The 15,955-nt window shown below is 64.1% G+C and carries 15 protein-coding genes; 6 read left to right on the top strand and 9 right to left on the bottom strand.

Features of this window, described 5'->3' with window-relative positions; all coding sequences use genetic code 11:
- Window positions 1-89: 89 nt before the first annotated feature.
- The 4 genes from JKG68_RS08450 to JKG68_RS08435 all read right to left on the bottom strand — a co-directional run bounded on the left by JKG68_RS08450 (window position 90) and on the right by JKG68_RS08435 (window position 3,874).
- Window positions 90-1,286, bottom strand: a complete 1,197-nt coding sequence (locus JKG68_RS08450) for a site-specific DNA-methyltransferase (RefSeq protein WP_246515223.1) — start codon at window positions 1,284-1,286, stop codon at window positions 90-92.
- A gap of 159 nt (window positions 1,287-1,445) precedes the next feature.
- On the bottom strand, window positions 1,446-2,087 hold the full coding sequence (rnhB, locus tag JKG68_RS08445) for a ribonuclease HII (protein ID WP_246515221.1): 642 nt from the start codon (window positions 2,085-2,087) through the stop codon (window positions 1,446-1,448).
- Window positions 2,088-2,159: 72 nt separating this feature from the next.
- Complete coding sequence (locus tag JKG68_RS08440) at window positions 2,160-2,702, bottom strand: GNAT family N-acetyltransferase (RefSeq protein WP_202058049.1); 543 nt, start codon at window positions 2,700-2,702, stop codon at window positions 2,160-2,162.
- 86 nt (window positions 2,703-2,788) lie between these two features.
- Entirely contained in the window at window positions 2,789-3,874 is a 1,086-nt protein-coding gene (locus tag JKG68_RS08435) for a PA0069 family radical SAM protein (RefSeq protein ID WP_246515236.1), read from the bottom strand.
- Window positions 3,875-4,096: 222 nt separating this feature from the next.
- On the opposite strand from JKG68_RS08435, the gene JKG68_RS08430 reads away from it, so the two are divergent.
- On the top strand, window positions 4,097-4,597 hold the full coding sequence (locus JKG68_RS08430) for a hypothetical protein (RefSeq protein WP_202058045.1): 501 nt from the start codon (window positions 4,097-4,099) through the stop codon (window positions 4,595-4,597).
- 7 nt (window positions 4,598-4,604) lie between these two features.
- Complete coding sequence (locus JKG68_RS08425) at window positions 4,605-5,366, top strand: hypothetical protein (protein WP_202058044.1); 762 nt, start codon at window positions 4,605-4,607, stop codon at window positions 5,364-5,366.
- A gap of 7 nt (window positions 5,367-5,373) precedes the next feature.
- Here JKG68_RS08425 and moaB read toward each other — a convergent pair whose 3' ends face one another.
- The 3 genes from moaB to JKG68_RS08410 all read right to left on the bottom strand — a co-directional run bounded on the left by moaB (window position 5,374) and on the right by JKG68_RS08410 (window position 7,836).
- Window positions 5,374-5,931: a molybdenum cofactor biosynthesis protein B gene (moaB, locus tag JKG68_RS08420; protein WP_202058043.1), complete on the bottom strand. Its 558-nt coding sequence runs from the start codon at window positions 5,929-5,931 to the stop codon at window positions 5,374-5,376.
- Between the two features lie 107 nt (window positions 5,932-6,038).
- On the bottom strand, window positions 6,039-6,911 hold the full coding sequence (gene ypfJ, locus JKG68_RS08415; RefSeq protein ID WP_202058039.1) for a KPN_02809 family neutral zinc metallopeptidase: 873 nt from the start codon (window positions 6,909-6,911) through the stop codon (window positions 6,039-6,041).
- Between the two features lie 88 nt (window positions 6,912-6,999).
- On the bottom strand, window positions 7,000-7,836 hold the full coding sequence (locus tag JKG68_RS08410; RefSeq protein WP_202058037.1) for a uracil-DNA glycosylase: 837 nt from the start codon (window positions 7,834-7,836) through the stop codon (window positions 7,000-7,002).
- Between the two features lie 132 nt (window positions 7,837-7,968).
- Here JKG68_RS08410 and JKG68_RS08405 point away from each other — a divergent pair, with 132 nt between their 5' ends.
- Entirely contained in the window at window positions 7,969-8,895 is a 927-nt protein-coding gene (locus JKG68_RS08405) for a DMT family transporter (protein WP_202058035.1), read from the top strand.
- 136 nt (window positions 8,896-9,031) lie between these two features.
- Here JKG68_RS08405 and JKG68_RS08400 read toward each other — a convergent pair whose 3' ends face one another.
- Window positions 9,032-9,598, bottom strand: a complete 567-nt coding sequence (locus JKG68_RS08400) for a methylated-DNA--[protein]-cysteine S-methyltransferase (protein WP_202058030.1) — start codon at window positions 9,596-9,598, stop codon at window positions 9,032-9,034.
- A 273-nt stretch (window positions 9,599-9,871) separates the two neighbouring features.
- Between JKG68_RS08400 and JKG68_RS08395 the strand changes: the two genes are divergently transcribed.
- The 3 genes from JKG68_RS08395 (at window position 9,872) to JKG68_RS08385 (ending at window position 14,941) form a co-directional block, all read left to right on the top strand.
- On the top strand, window positions 9,872-11,536 hold the full coding sequence (locus tag JKG68_RS08395) for an electron transfer flavoprotein-ubiquinone oxidoreductase (RefSeq protein ID WP_202058026.1): 1,665 nt from the start codon (window positions 9,872-9,874) through the stop codon (window positions 11,534-11,536).
- Between the two features lie 476 nt (window positions 11,537-12,012).
- On the top strand, window positions 12,013-13,803 hold the full coding sequence (locus JKG68_RS08390) for a tetratricopeptide repeat protein (RefSeq protein ID WP_312890756.1): 1,791 nt from the start codon (window positions 12,013-12,015) through the stop codon (window positions 13,801-13,803).
- A 265-nt stretch (window positions 13,804-14,068) separates the two neighbouring features.
- Window positions 14,069-14,941: a 4-(cytidine 5'-diphospho)-2-C-methyl-D-erythritol kinase gene (locus JKG68_RS08385; RefSeq protein WP_202058021.1), complete on the top strand. Its 873-nt coding sequence runs from the start codon at window positions 14,069-14,071 to the stop codon at window positions 14,939-14,941.
- Window positions 14,942-15,091: 150 nt separating this feature from the next.
- On the opposite strand, the gene JKG68_RS08380 is transcribed toward JKG68_RS08385, so the two are convergent.
- On the bottom strand, window positions 15,092-15,901 hold the full coding sequence (locus JKG68_RS08380; RefSeq protein ID WP_202058019.1) for a MetQ/NlpA family ABC transporter substrate-binding protein: 810 nt from the start codon (window positions 15,899-15,901) through the stop codon (window positions 15,092-15,094).
- Between the last annotated feature and the right edge of the window lie 54 nt (window positions 15,902-15,955).

Below are 15,955 nucleotides of genomic sequence, written 5' to 3'. Positions count from 1 at the left end.
ACTTCTGGGTCCGATGCCTGCGTGCCGCAAACGAAAAGGGCCGGCGCGCGGCCAGCCCTTTAACAGATTTGCGGTGTCGCAGGGAACCCTCAGGCTGCGATCTCCGTCCGCATCTTCGCGCGGAATTCGTCGATGCAGACGAGCTTGCCCTCACGCTCCACGTGCCAGAAGGTCCAGCCGTTGCAGGACGGGAAGCCCTGCGTGAGCGCGCCGATCTTGTGGATGGAGCCCACGATGGCGCCGAGCGCCAAGGTACCGTCCGCCCGCACCACCGCCTTGTGGCGGCCGCGCTCGTCCACCAGCGTCTCGCCCGCCTTCACGTGGCCGGCCTCGACGATGGACAGGAAGGGCACCCGCACTTCCGTGCGCTTCTCGGGCGCCGCCGCAATCGAAACGTCCGAGAGGGGCTCGACCGCATCGATGCGCTTGCGCGCCGCCTTGGCATAGGTCGAATCGCGCTCGAGGCCGATGAAGTTGCGCCCCAGCATCTTGGCGACCGCGCCCGTCGTGCCGGAGCCGAAGAACGGATCGAGCACCACGTCGCCCGGATTGGACGAGGAGAGCAGGATGCGGGCGAGCAGGGCCTCGGGCTTCTGGGTCGGATGAACCTTCCGGCCGTTTTCGTCCTTCAGGCGCTCGTCGCCGGTGCACAGGGGTATGAACCAGTCCGAGCGCATCTGCACGTCTTCGTTGCCGGCCTTCAGCGCGTCGTAGTGGAAGGTGTAGCCCTTTGATTCGGCGCTTTTCGAGGCCCAGATCATGGTCTCGTGCGCGTTGGTGAAGCGGCGGCCCTTGAAGTTCGGCATCGGGTTGGCCTTGCGCCACACGATGTCGTTCAGGATCCAGAAGTTCAGGTCCTGCAGGGCCGAGCCCACGCGGAAGATGTTGTGATAGGAGCCGATGACCCACAGGGTCGCGTTCTTCTTCATCACGCGGCGCACGGCAAGCAGCCACGCGCGGGTGAACGCGTCGTAATGGGCAAAGCTCGCGAACTTGTCCCAGTCGTCATCGACGGCGTCGACGAGGCTCTGGTCCGGGCGCGTGAGCGCCTGTTCGAGCTGAAGATTGTAGGGCGGGTCCGCGAAGACCACGTCCACGCTCTCAGGGGGAAGCTTCTCCAGATTGGCGATGCAGTCGCCGAGAAGGATCTCATTGAGAGGAAGAGAAGGCGGCAGAACGGACAAGGGGGCTTTACGCCCCGTCCGAGGAGCCGGCGCAGACCGCCCGGTACGCGAGACACTGATCCGGGAGGCGGCGCCGGCAGCCCCGGTACGCAAGGTACCCATGGGTGATCACCGGTTACGCAACTAACAGTCCCGATCATGTGCGGTTAGGGTAAAGATGAGGTTTCCAAGCCGGAAAAAACGCGTGCTATTTTGGGTCGGCAAAACTTGCCGACTTATTGAATTCATTGGGTTTTCCGGGTTAACGAGCGTTAAGCTCGGTTACAGGTCCAGTAACCCTTGGCGCAAGGGTGAAAAACTTAAGCGGTGGAAGGGGCACGGCCCTTCGCTTGCGACCGCCGAGAGATGCGCCTTCGTGCTGTAGCCCGCGTTGCTGGCGAAACCATAAGCAGGATAAGCTTGTCCGAGCCTCGCCATCATGCGGTCGCGGACCACTTTCGCCACGATGGAGGCCGCCGCAATGGAGGCGATGCTCGAATCACCTTTGATGACCGCTTCCGTTGAGCAGGGCAGGCCCGGCGGATCGTTGCCGTCGACGAACGCCATGTCCGGCTTGCAGGGGAGCGCGGCAAGCGCCCGGCACATGGCAAGCAGGGAGGCCTGCCGGATGTTGATGGTGTCGATCTCCTGATGCGAGACCGAGGCGAGGCCGACCCTGGACGTCGCCAGGATCTCGGCAAACAGAGCCTCACGCCTGGCCGCTGTCAGCGCCTTCGAATCGGCCAAGCCCTGTGGGACGTGGTCGAGATCGAGCACCACGGCCGCCGACACCACCGGCCCTGCCAACGGCCCACGCCCGACCTCGTCGAGGCCGGCGATGCAGGAATAACCCTGCGCGCGAGCGGAAAGCTCACGGTCGAGGCCGAGACCGGGTGATTTCGGTGAGCGAATCGATGAGCTCATAAGGATACAAAACTGCTGGTTGGACCATTTGTCATCTCGCTAAGATCAAACGATCACCATCGGGGGAGTTGCTTACTTATCGACAGTGACAAAGGTCATGGAATCGTGTCTGCCAACCCAGTCCCCGCGTCGCAATCTATACGTCACAGCAGGGCCACGCGCGCTCTCGAAGGTTGCTTCGAGGAGTGCTCCCAACTTCTCAACCGCCCGCCGCGACCGGGCGTTGTTGGCTCCGATTCGGAAGATGACCGAATCAATTGTCCCAAATGCATGGTCGATCATGAGGTGTTTCATTTCCGCATTGGTGGGCCCACCCCAGTAGGCACGGCCTAGAAACGACCATCCAATCTCAAGATCGTTTTCGTAGGTGATCTGAAAGCGTGATGCGCCAATCAACCTGGTAGTTGCTTGATCAATCACGACAAGGGCCCCACCAGACACGACCATCTCATTGAAGTAACGCTCAAATGCTTGTTTCTGCCAGCGTGTGGGTTCGGGGTGCTGCGCCCATAGCAATGGGTCATTTGCGACGGCGTAAAGTTCGTCGAAGTCATCGGAACGCATGGGCCGCAGCACGAGGCTCTCACCGACAAGAACCGGCTGGCGATCAACCATTAGGGCAGATGCAGTCATATGATAACGACAATCTATCTATCATTTCAACGCAATATAATAATGATTTGCGCAGCTGGGTCTATTGCTCAAAACAAGCTCAACTGCCCCGTCTCCTTCGGCGGCACCTGGAACAGGTCAGTCCGCAGCCTCAGGTTCCGCTTGTTCAACCCGAGCCTTTCGGCTGCGGTCTCGAAGCGGCGGCCGAGCATCCAGGCATAAGGGCCGATGCCGGACTGGCGGGTGCTCCACTCGGCATCGTAATCCTTGCCGCCGCGGGCCTCCTGCAACAGGGTGAACACGTGTTTGAGCTTGTCCGGGTAGTGCTCGGCGAGCCAGTCGCGCATCAGGTCCTTGAGGTCGTGCGGCAGGCGCAGGAGCACGTAGCCGGCCTCCTGGGCACCGGCCTCGGCGGAGGCCTTCAGAATGGCCTCGATCTCGTGGTCGTTGACGGCCGGGATGACCGGCGCCACCAGCACGGTCACCGGAATCCCGGCCTCCGTGAGCTTGCGTACCGTCTCGAGGCGCTTCATCGGGGAGGCTGCGCGAGGCTCCATCCGGCGGGCGAGCTTGGGGTCGAGGGTGGTGATGGAGACGGCCACCTTGGCGAGCTGCCGGCCGGCCATCTGGCTCAGGATATCGATGTCTCGGGTCACGAGCGCCGATTTCGTCACGATCCCGACGGGATGGTTCGTCCGATGCAGGACCTCAAGGATGGAGCGCGTGATGCGAAATCGCCGCTCCACCGGCTGGTAGGGGTCGGTGTTCGAGCCCAGCGCAATGGTCGTGGGCTGGTAGCTGGAGGCGCGCAGCTCCTTCTCCAGCAGCTCCGCGGCGTTCGGCTTGGCAAAGATCTTGGTCTCGAAATCGAGCCCGGAGGACAGGCCCTGGAAGGCGTGGGTGGGGCGGGCGAAGCAATAGGAGCAGCCGTGCTCGCAGCCGCGATAGGGATTGATCGACTTCTCGAAGAGAATGTCGGGCGAGTCGTTTCGATTGATGATCGTGCGCGGCTTCTCGACGATCACCTCGGTGGGAAGAGCCGGAAGTTCCTCCTCGATCTCCCAGCCGTCGTCGAAGCCCTCGCGCTGGGCCGCCTCGTAGCGCCCGCTCGGATTGGCCGCCGCACCTCGGCCCCGTCGGCGCTCCATCTCGAACCGGTAGGCCGGATCGTCCATGCGCCGCCGGGCCGCCTCCGCCGCCTCCAGCGGGGTGCGCTTCACAGGCCTGGAGCGGACGAAATCGCGGGAATTGTCCTTGGCGCGAACAGTCATGGCGGCCTCAAGCGAATCTGCAGGTGGGAACACCCCAAGCTTAAGAACAAAACAAGAACAAATTCAAGATGCCGGTCGCTAGATTGTCCTAGCGACGGTGGGGATGAGTGTGGCTATACTGTTCGGATGATCACTGTTCTGGTTCGCGTCACCCATGGGCCCGAGGCTCTGGCCGCCACTTTGAGCGCCCTCGTTCCGGCTGTTGCGGAAGGTCTCGTGGGCGATGCCGTCATCTTGTGCGAAAGACAGGACTCCGCCTTGGCCATGGTGGCCGATGCCGCAGGCGCGACCTTGGTCGTGGCTGATGGTGCCGCCTGGGCGGAGGGAGCGAAGGCGGCGCGGCGCGACTGGCTGCTTTGCCTCGACGACGGGGACATTCCGCAGGAGGGCTGGATCCGGGCGGTCGACCGCTTCGTCAGCCTTGCCGGGCCTCAGCAGAGCATGGCCCGTCTGTGCCGCCGCGCGGGCCTTCTGCGGGCCTGGGCGGAAGCCATGGGGCGCCGTTTCGCGGGCACCCCGATCCGCGCCGGCGATCTCGTTCATCGCCGCATCCTCATCCACCACGGCAAGCCACGAGCGCCCGTGCGCCTTGCCGCGACCATCGAGCGCGATCCTGTCTTCCATTGAGCGTCCAATGAGTAACCCACCCTCGACAATCCTGTTCTGCCCGGACGCCGAGCTCGGCTTCGAGCGCAGCCGAACCCGTTTCCAGCCTGGCGAGGGGCTCACCCTCGACGAGACCTACCGGCTTGCGCACCTGCCCCTGGTCGCTCCGTCTCATCCGCGCATCATCGCGACGCGCGAGGGCTCATCCTATGTGATGGGACGGCACGAGCGGGTGTTCTCGCTGGTGCTGCCGGTTCCGGGCGATGCTCTGGCGCAGGCGCCGGCCTATCACGATCTGGACGAGGCCATGCGGGCAGCGCCCTTCGCGGGCAAGATTGCCTGGAGCCTGCTCGATAGGCGCAGGAGCAAGCTGCATGCCACCATTTGCGGCTCGCTCTCGACAGGTGAGCCGCCCACGCTCGACAGGAGCCGGCTGCGGGACCTGAGAGGTGTCGGGCCGATCACGGTCGAGCTGCGGGGCCTGTTTTCCGGCAACGTGAACCGGGGGCGCCTGTACCTGCGGGCCTATCCAGAAAGCCGGAAGGGCGAGAACGTCTTCCGGCAGATCCAGCGCAGCCTGGGCTGCCGCGAGACCGACCTGTACGTGGTCGGCCTCTACAACATGACGGACGATCTCGATCCGCCTGAGGCGGCGGCGCTCGCCTCTTTGCTCGACCGCTGGTGGGATCGGCCGATCCTGCGCTACGAGATCGATCATCTCTGGCTCATGGGCGCCACCGACGACCTGGTGCTCGACTCGGTGATTGCCGAGACCGTGTCGCTGGCCTGAGGAAGGCCTAGCCGGCCTGCAGCTTGCCCCGCTTCAGGTGCTCGTCGAGACGCGGCATGATCTCGACGAAGTTGCAGGGCCGGTGCCGGTAATCGAGCTGGTTCGACAGGATCCCGTCCCAGGCGTCCTTGCAGGCGCCGGGGGAGCCCGGCAGCACGAAGATGAACGTGGTTCCGGCGACCCCTGCCGTTGCCCGCGACTGCACGGTCGAGGTGCCGATCTTGTCGTAGGAGATGCGGTGGAAGACGGCGGAAAAGCCCTCCATCCGCTTGTCGAACAAGGGCTCGATGGCCTCCGGCGTCACGTCGCGGCCGGTAAAGCCCGTGCCGCCCGTGGTGATGATCACGTCAATGGCGGTATCATTGATCCAGCCCCGCACCCTGCCGCGGATCGCCTCCACGTCGTCCGGCACGATGGCCCGATCCCCGAGCCTGTGACCGGCTTTCGTGAGCCGCTCGGCAAGCGTCGAGCCAGACTTGTCATCCTCCAAGGAGCGCGTGTCGGAGACCGTCAGCACCGCGATGCCGAGAGGGATGAAGGGGAGTGTTTCGTCGATGCCGGGCATGGGATCTCCGTGCTGCGTAGCCTTGATCTAGCGCAGGACGACAGAGCGTTCCACGGGTGTCATCCCGGATCGGCTCACGCCGTCCGGGATAACGCCAAGCCCTGATCTTAGAGCCGGCTTGCCCGGAACGTATCGCAGGCTTGGATCTGCCCGCTTTTCAAGCCCGTCGTCAGCCAGCGCACGCGCTGCTCGGAGGAGCCGTGGGTGAAGGAGTCTGGCACCACGCGGCCGCCGGACTGACGCTGCAGCCGGTCGTCGCCGATAGCCTCGGCCGCCCGGATCGCCTCCTCGATGTCACCCTGCTCGAGGGATTTCCAGCGCTGCTGCGAATGATGGGCCCAGACGCCGGCAAGGCAGTCGGCCATCAGCTCGACGCGGACCGAGAGCTGGTTGGACTCGGCCTGGCCAACCTGACGCTGGCGCTCCTGCACGCGGGGCAGGATGCCGAGCTGGTTCTCCACATGATGGCCGACCTCGTGGGCGAGCACATACGCATAGGCGAAGTCGCCCCCGGCGCGGAAGCGGCGCTGCATCTCCTCGAAGAACGTGAGATCGATATAAACCGTCTGGTCGAGAGGGCAGTAGAACGGACCCATGGCCGATTGCGCGCCGCCGCAGCCGGAGCGGGTGGCGTCGGAGAACAGCACGAGCTTCGGAGCCCGATACTGCTGATTGACCTGCTGGGGCAGCACCGTGTTCCACACGTCTTCCGTGTTGCCCAGGATGGCGGAGGCAAAGCGGCCCGCCTCATCCTGCGGGGCGCCCTGTCGACCCTGCTGCTGCTGCTGCTGGTAGCCGGAGCCGCCTCCGGTCATCATCTCGGCGCCGCCGATGAGGATGCGGGGATCGATGCCGAAAACCCAGCCGATCAGGCCGAGGATCACCATGCCTCCGATCCCGAGCCCGCCCACGCCGCCGGCCATGCCCATGCCGCGACGGTCTTCCACATTGGACGAGGTTCGAAAGTCTTGCCAGCGCATGATCCACCTTTAAGCCGCAGTCCAGTCACTGCAGGAGCTTAAGGCGTAAGCGTATGGACCGGTTCCGAAGCAGGATGCCGGAAGCAGCCTACTCCCTGCCGTCGAGCGCTCGCCGCAAGGCCTGGAAATCGCGCCAGCCGAGCCGCTTCTGCAGGGGCTGGCGCAGAAGATAGGCCGGGTGCAGGGTCGGGAGCGCCCGGATCTCGCGGCCATCCTCAGCCTTGTAGGTAAACCAGCGGCCGCGCGCGCGCAGGATGCCCTCCTTGATGTTCAGCAGGTTCTGGGCGGCGGGGCCCCCGAGGCAGAGCACGAATTCAGGGGAGGCCAGCTCGATCTGCCGCGCGATGAACGGCTTGCAGATGGCGATCTCCTGCGGCGTCGGGGTGCGGTTGCCCGGCGGACGCCAGGGCACGATATTGGCCACATACACCTGGGATCGGTCGAGCCCGATGGTGGCGAGCATCCGGTCGAGCAGCTGCCCGGAGCGGCCCATGAAGGGCTTGCCGATCCGGTCCTCGTCCGCTCCGGGAGCCTCGCCCACCAGCATCACGCGGCCTTCGGGATTGCCGTCGGCGAAGGCGAGGTTCTTGGCGGAAAATTTAAGCGCGCAGCCGTCGAAGCCTGCCAGGATCGCCTCCAGCTCCTCCAGGGACCGGGCATGGCGCGCCTGCTCGCGGGCAAGGCCTGCCACCTCCTCAGGGGCGCTCGCTGCCGCCTTCGGCAAGGCGCGGGGGGAGGGGGCAGCCTGAGCCGGTCCGGGCTTGGAGGCGGGAGCCGGCGTTTCGGCCTTGTCCCGGGCGGGCTCGGCCTTGGGCTCCGCAAAGCGATTGTGCGGGGTCTCGTCGAGCGCGAGATCAACCCCCGCCTCGACATGGAAGTCGAGGAGCGCCTGGAGTGCATCGCGGTCGGAGGAATGGCTGGGCATTTCAGTTAGATAGGCATTCCGGGGCGTTATCACAACAAAATCCGCCCTGCCATACGAGCGCATCAGCTTTCTTTTCGTTACGCTATTTCATATAACCCTTGGCTTGTTTTTTCAGAAATGGCAGAGCAGCACATGCTTCCTTTTCTCAGTATGGTACTCGCTTCCATGCTTGCGGGGAGCATGGTGCTCGTCTCGGACTTGGTGATTCAGGGCTTCCCCCGCTTCACGGCAGCTGCCATCCGCTATGCCATCTCATCCAGCGTCTTGGTCCCAGTTGCTCTCCTGCATGGAGGGATGGTGCGTCTGCCGGCAAGGGACTGGGGTCTTTTAACCTTCCAGGCTGCGACCGGCACCGTGATCTTCATGATCCTCTTTCTTCAAGGCGTTCACCTTGCAGGGCCCGTCAATGCAGGAGTTGCGGCAGGGCTTCTTCCTGCTCTCATCAGCCTGACCGGTTTCGTCCTTCTGAAAGAGCGGATGAAGGCGCATGAGAAAGCAGCCGTCGGCTGCGCATCTGCAGGATTGATCATGTTGGCCATAAGCCGCCAGAACGGTTCCGGTCCGTCGATGCTCGAGGGCGCGCAAATGCTAGGCTTGGTCTGTCTGATCCTTGCATACTGGGCCGATGCTCTCTTCACCGTTCTGTCGAAGCGGCTTTCCACACCGGTGAGCGCCTTCTTCATAGCGGCATCTATGTCAGGCTTGGGATTTCTTCTATCTTTAGGGCCTGCCCTGGTGGAAACATGGCTCTATGGGTGGCCTCATGCTCAAACGTCTCAATGGTTGGCCATTCTCTGGTTTGCGGGAGGGCCGACCATTCTGAGCTTCCTGCTCTGGTATTGGGGCATGGGCAGAAGCTCTGCCGCCGCTGCAGGAGTTGCCATAGCGGCGATGCCTATCTCGGCTGTTCTCATGGCCTGGATTTGGCTGGATGCAGATGTGTCAGCCTCCCAGTTGGTGGCTTTGGGCTTCGTATTGGTAGGTTTCCTGCTCGTCTTCATACGAAATGGCGTCAGCAGAATGATCAGTATCTTCGCCGGTGTTGGATCGACCAGGTGACTGAACCCCTACCTCGACAGGTAAGTCGAGGACCGCCTGGAGTGCATCGCGTCGGAGAGGGGCTGTTTTGACCTCGTGCGAGCATTCCAGGGCCTATCAACAGCTCGGGCCTGTAAAAGTGCTGCAGATCTTGCCTTCACGAAATCAGGTCGAACAGGGTTGGGCTCTCGTCGCGTCTGGCGCCCTCGATGGCGAGGAGGCGGCGCTTGGTCATGGAGCCGCCCGTGGCCGAGAAGCCGCCAAGCTTGCCGCCCGCAGCGACAACCCGGTGGCAGGGCACGATGATGGCAAACGGGTTGCGCCCGAGCGCCTGGCCGATCATCCGGGCGTTGTTGACGCCGAGCTGCGAGGCAATCTCACCGTAGGTTAGCACGCGGCCCGGTGGAATGGTGCGGGCGATCTCGTAGACGCGACGGTCAAGGTCCGGCACGCGTTCCATATCCAGCGGGACCGTGGAGAGATCACGCGCTTCGCCGCTCAGGAGAGCCACGACGTCGGCGATGATGCCTTGAACATCCGGCGGCGGAGGGGCTGCGACGATCCCGGGAAAGCGCTTGGCGAGGCGGCCGCAGAGCTTGGATCGGTCGTCCTCGGGGAGCTGAAAGCCGATGATGCCGCGCTGGTTCCAGGCCAAACCGCAGAGGCCCATGGCTGTCTCGAAAAGCGTGTAGAACGCCGCATGGCCGGGCGGATGATCCTGCATGCTCCTTTGTAACCCTCTCGTCATCGTCGAACAACTCCGGACGCGCTTTGCCACCGCTGCGATCGCGCAGCTCGGTCGCGCCGATCCGTTTGCCCGGGACAGACGCGATTATCGGGTTTTGGCATCACCTTATGCACAAAGAGAACTTTCAGCCTCGTTCCAATGAAGCTAGGACAATGTCTTGATTAGAATAGCTTGAGAATTCAGGCAGATTGTTCATATGTAAACCGTCTGTCTCTTCAGGCGCTGAAGGCGCGTATCAGGAGGAAACCTATGGCCGAGTTGCCCGCCCGTGAATCCATGGAATTCGACGTCGTCGTCGTGGGCGCGGGTCCTGCTGGCTTGGCGACCGCCATCCGCTTCAAGCAGCAGGCGGCCGAGGCAGGCGGGGACATCTCCGTCGTGGTGGTCGAGAAGGGCTCCGAGGTCGGTGCCCATATCCTGTCCGGGGCGGTGATCGACCCTATCGGCCTCGACGGGCTCCTGCCCGAGTGGCGATCCGATCCGGACCGCCCCCTCAAGACCGAGGTGACGGCCGACCAGTTCATGTATCTGGGACATGCCGGCGGCGTGACGCTGCCCAATGTGTTCATGCCCAAGCTCATGAACAACCACGGCAACTACATCGGCTCGCTCGGCAACGTCGCCCGCTATCTCGGCCGCAAGGCGGAGGAACTCGGCGTCGAGATCTATCCCGGCTTCCCGGCATCGGAAGTGCTGGTCGAGGACGGCAAGGTGGTGGGCGTGGCCACCGGCGACATGGGGATCAGCCGCGACGGCGAGCCCAACGCCAACTTCACCCGCGGCATGGAGCTTCGCGCCAAATACACGGTCTTCGGCGAGGGGGCGCGGGGTTCGCTCACCAAGCAGATGGTCGAGCGCTTCGGCCTGAACCAGGGCCGCGACCACCAGAAATACGGCATCGGCATCAAGGAGCTGTGGCAGGTCAAGCCGGAGCACTTCCAGCCCGGCCTCGTGCGCCACTCTATGGGCTGGCCGCTGCCGAACAATTCCGGCGGCGGCTCCTGGCTCTACCATTTCGACGACCATCTGGTGTCCGTCGGCTTCGTGGTGCATCTCAACTACAAGAACCCGACCCTGTCGCCCTTCGACGAGTTCCAGCGCTTCAAGACGCACCCCATGGTGCGCGACGTGTTCGAGGGCGGAAAGCGCATCGGCTACGGGGCGCGAGCCATCATGGAGGGCGGCTGGCAGTCTGTGCCGCGCCTGAGCTTCCCGGGCGGCTGCCTCGTGGGCGACTCGGCGGGCTTCGTGAACGTGCCGCGCATCAAGGGCAGCCACAACGCCATCCTGTCGGGCATGCTCTGCGCCGACCATGTGTTCGCGGCGCTGCAGGCGGGCCGGGCGCATGACGAGGTTGCATCTTATGAGGAATCCTGGCGCGCCTCGCCTATCGGCTACGATTTGAAGCGCGTGCGCAACGTGAAGCCGCTCTGGTCGAAATACGGCACGACGGCCGGCGTGGCGCTCGGCGGCCTCGACATGTGGCTGACCGAGATCTTCAACTGGTCGCCCTTCGGCACCATGAGCCACGGCAAGCCGGATCACGAGTGCCTGCTGCCGCTCTCTGAAGTAAAGCCGATCAAGTACGACAGGCCCGACGGGGTGCTCACCTTCGACCGGCTGTCCTCGGTGTTCCTGTCCAACACCAATCACGAGGAGGACCAGCCGGTCCATCTCAAGGTCAAGGACATGGGCCTTCAGAAGGGCTCCGAGCACGACGTCTATGGCGGTCCCTCGCAGCGCTACTGCCCGGCGGGCGTGTACGAGTGGGTGGAAGGCGAGGGGGGCGTCCGCTACCAGATCAACGCCCAGAACTGCGTCCATTGCAAAACGTGCGACATCAAGGACCCGAACCAGAACATCAACTGGGTCACCCCGGAAGGCGGCGGCGGGCCGAACTACGTCAATATGTGAGATCGGCCGTCATCCCAGGCGCAACGTAGCGAAGGGGAGGGGAAGGGGAATCCATAGCTCAGTGCATGGGAGTCGATCCCCTTCCCAGCCTGCGGCTGCCGGGGATGACAGCCCCCGGTTGTCCCAGGCGGCAGGTGCCGATCCGGTATGCTGGACGAGTGGAGCGCAGGTTTCCCTCCCCACTGCAAGTCGGGTGTTCCCAGTTTGCGCATCGTCAAGACAAGTCTCGGGGCTTGCCCGCGGCTTGTGGGGAGGAGAGCAGGTCACGCCACATCCTTCACGCAATCCCGGGTTCCGCTGCGCAGCGCCGGGACGACGCCTTGGGATCCCGGCGCATCTGCATCCCTCACGAGGCTTTTACGCCCCAGCGGCAATTGTCCCCTTGCGGCCACAAGAGGGAGACGCCATTCTCCGGCCTGATTTGGCGCACATCTCCTTACACTCAGGAGACGTCGCGATGATTGGAGCCGCTTTTCGTGCCCACCTTGAAATTGCCTGTGACCCGTAAGGGCCTGTCTGCACTCGTGTTCGTGGCCGCCGGCCTGCTGGCGTCCCCCGCCATGGCCGTGAACACGGACCCCGACGAGATCCTGAGGCCGGCAGAGAGCCTCGAGGGCAACTACCTGGCGGCTTATGTGGCAGGCTCCGCGCGGGACACCGAAGCGGCAACGGTCTTCTTCCGCCAGGCGATCCAGGACGATCCGCGCAATCAGGAGCTTCTGGAGCGGGCTTTCGTGGCCTTCCTGGCCAACGGCTCCATGCCGGAGGCGATTCGCGCGGCGGAGCGCCTGACCCAGCAGGATGGATCGAACAATCTCGCCCAGTTCGCCCTGAGCGTCCGGTCCCTCAAGGCCCAGAAATACGCCGATGCCCGCGCCCGCCTGTCGAAGGGCACCCGCGGGCGCCAGGCCGACCTGACGGCCACGCTCCTCACCGCCTGGACCTATGCGGGCTCCAAGGACGGCAAGCAGGCGCTCGCCACCGTCGACAAGCTCAAGAACGAGCGCGCCTTCGACCAGTTCCGGGAATATCATGCCGCCCTGATCGCCGATGTGGTCGGCAATCCGGCAGAAGCCGAGCGGCGCTTCAAGGCGGCCTATGAGGGCGAGCGCAACACCCTGCAGGTGGTGGACGCCTATGGGCGCTTCCTGGCCAAGCGCGGCCGCAAGGACGAGGCTTTGAAGGTCTACAAGGCCTTCGACGAAGTGGCGCCCCGCCATCCTCTCGTACGATCCGCCATGAAGGCACTGGAGGAGAACAAGCCTCTCATGCCGCTTGTGACCAACGCGCAGGACGGGGCGGCGGAGCTGCTCTACGGCCTAGGCGTGGTCGGCAACACGCAGGGCGACGAGCTGACGGCCATCATCTATCTGCGCCTCGGCCTCGACCTGAAGGCGGATCACCCGCTGGCCCTCGTCACCCTCGGCGACGTCTACGAGCGCCTGAAGCAGTACGACCAGGCCAACGAGATCTTCGCGCGCATTCCGCAGGACTCCCCCGTGCGCGCCAGCGCCGACATCTCCATCGGCCACAACTACGAGCTGATGGGTCGGGGCGACGATGCCATCACGCATCTCGAGAAGCTCATGAAGGACCGGCCGGACGACGTGGAGGTCGTCATGGCGCTGGGCAACGTGCAGCGCTCGCGCAAAAAGTTCGCCGAGGCCGCCGACACCTACAGCAAGGCCATCAACCTGATCGGCCAGCCGGAGCGCGGCCACTGGATCCTCTACTTTTATCGCGGCACGTCCTACGAGCGCTCGAAGCAGTGGGACAAGGCCGAGCCCGATCTGAAGAAGGCGCTGGAGCTCGTGCCTGACGGCCTGCCGGCCGGCAAGGCCCAGGTGATGAACTATCTCGCCTATTCCTGGGTCGATCAGAACATCAACATCGACGAGGCCTTCAAGATGCTCACCCAAGCGGTGGAGCTTGCTCCCCGCGACGGCATGATCATCGACTCGCTCGGATGGGCCTATTACCGCATGGGCCGTTACGAAGACGCGGTGCGCGAGCTGGAAAAGGCCGTGGAGCTGAAGCCGGGCGACGCCACCATCAACGACCACTTGGGGGATGCTTACTGGAAGGTCGGCCGCAAGCTCGAGGCGAAGTTCCAGTGGGACCACGCCAAGGTCTCGGATCCCGAGCACGAGGAGCTGGTGAAGATCCTCAAGAAGATCGACAACGGTCTGGAAGAGGAGCCGAAGCCCACCGCCGCCGAAAACGCCCCGGCGCCGCAGCCGGAGGTGGCCAAGCAGAACGGCGGTTAAGCGCTTTTATCGTCATTGTTTCCACGTCATGGCCGGGCCCGTCCCGGCCATTGTCGTTTCGGACTCTCTTGTCATTCCGGGGCGAGTGCTAGCGAGAGCCCGGAATCCATAAACGCTGACGATGCAGAACTGCGTGCGGCGCTGATCGCCTCTTCTTGAGCTGTCCTGTTTATGGATTCCCGGCTTGGCCCCTGGCCGCCCCGGAATGACAGTGAGTGTCGCTCCAACTCTTCCCAACCGCGCCGCTCTCGGGCATGGAAGCCCCATGCCCCAGCCTCTTGCCACCCGCGCGCCCGCCAAGATCAACCTGACGCTCCATGTGCTTGGGCGCAGGGCCGACGGCTATCACGACCTGGTCAGCCTCGTGGCGTTCGCCGGCACCGGCGACGACCTCCGGCTCGATCCCGGCCCGGTGCTGGCTCTTCAGGTGGCAGGCCCCACCGCGCCGCAGGCGGGAAGCGAGGCCGACAACCTTGTCCTCAAAGCCTCCCGTCTCCTCGCGGAGCGGATCGCAGGCTTGAAGGCTGGCACCTTTCACCTGACGAAGCGCCTGCCTGTCGCGGCCGGGATCGGCGGAGGGTCTTCGGATGCGGCTGCGGCCTTGCGGCTGCTGGCCCGCCTCAACGATCTCCCCCTGTCCCATTCCGCCCTCCATGAGGCGGCGCGCCTGACCGGTGCGGACGTGCCGGTCTGCCTGGAGCCGCGCGCCCGCATCATGCGCGGAGCAGGGGAGGAACTGGGGCTCCCGCTCAATCTGCCGCGCCTGTTCGCCGTGCTGGTGAACCCTCGGGTTCCTGTAGAAACGCCTGCGGTTTTCAAGGCGCTCGGCTTGCAGCCGGGGCAGGACTTACGCGGAACGGTTCATCCAGACCTCGCAGGTGCTTCATCCGGCTCGCTCCTCAGCAGCCTCAAAGCGGCGCGCAACGACCTCGAGGCGCCCGCTATGTCGCTTCAGCCTGTGATCGGTGAGGCCCTGGACCTGATGCGGCAGACGGAGAACTGCCGCCTCGCGCGCATGTCGGGCTCCGGCGCGACGGTATTCGGCCTGTATGACCATTGCGAAGCAGCTGCCGCCGCGGCGAAGCGGATCCAGAGCAAGCGTCCGCATTGGTGGGTGAAGGCGACGAGCCTTAGGTAACTCCTGGAGTGATCTGATCCTCTTTACGCCATCACTGGCCTTGTGCCGGTGAGCCCGGCAAGGAGAGGCGCATCGCTCTTCTGATCGAGATGGCCGGGGCAAGCCCGGCCATGACGTGCAGAGTTGAGCGGTATCCCTTGGCGAAGCACCTTACCAAGCCGGGATGATGGCGCCCTTGAAGCGGTCTTCCAGGAACTTCGCGACCTCGGGCGATTGGTAGGACTGCACAAAGGTCTTGATCTCCGGGCGGTTCTCGTCGCTCTGACGGGCGGCGACGAAGTTGGCGTAGGGGTTGCCCTCGCGCTTTTCGACCGCGATCGTGTCCTTGCGGATGTCGAGGCCGCCGTTGAGCGCGTGATCGGTGTTGATCACGGCGGCATCCAGGTCGGGCAGGGCGCGGGGCAGCTGCGCCGCGTCGAGCTCGGAGAACTTGATGCCCTTGGGGTTCTCGGCGATGTCGAGAAGGCTTGGGGACAGGCCCTGTCCTTCCTTGATCTTGATCAGGCCCTGCGCGGCGAGCAGGTTGAGCGCGCGGCCGCCATTGCTCGGATCGTTCGGAATGCCGATCTTGGCGCCATTCGGCAGGTCGGCAACCGCCTTCACCTTGGTCGAGTACAGGCCGATGGGCTGCACGAAGGTGAAGCCCACGGGAATGATCTTGTAGCCCCGGGCGGCGATCTGGGCATCCAGATAGGGCTTGTGCTGGAATGCATTGGCGTCGAGGTCCTTGCGCTCCAAGGCCTCGTTGACGAGGGCGTAGTCGGAGAAGGGGACGAGCTCCACGTTCAGGCCCTTGCCGGCCACAACCTTCTTGACGACCTGAGCCACCTCTTCCTCGGCGCCGGACATGACGCCGACCTTGATGCTCTTCTGCTGGGCCGCGACAGGCAGGGCTGCCGTCAGAGCGGCACTAACGGCGAAGGTGGCAGCGAACAGGGTGCGGCGAGTGAAAACAGTCATGGGAGGTCTCTTTCGGACAAAGTTCGTTGCGGCTTCCATATGAAGCCGATCGGG

Source organism: Microvirga aerilata, assembly GCF_016743775.1.
Lineage (GTDB): Bacteria > Pseudomonadota > Alphaproteobacteria > Rhizobiales > Beijerinckiaceae > Microvirga > Microvirga aerilata.
The sequence above is the reverse complement of the archived record's forward strand: the minus strand, read 5'-3'. Positions and strand labels throughout refer to the sequence as shown.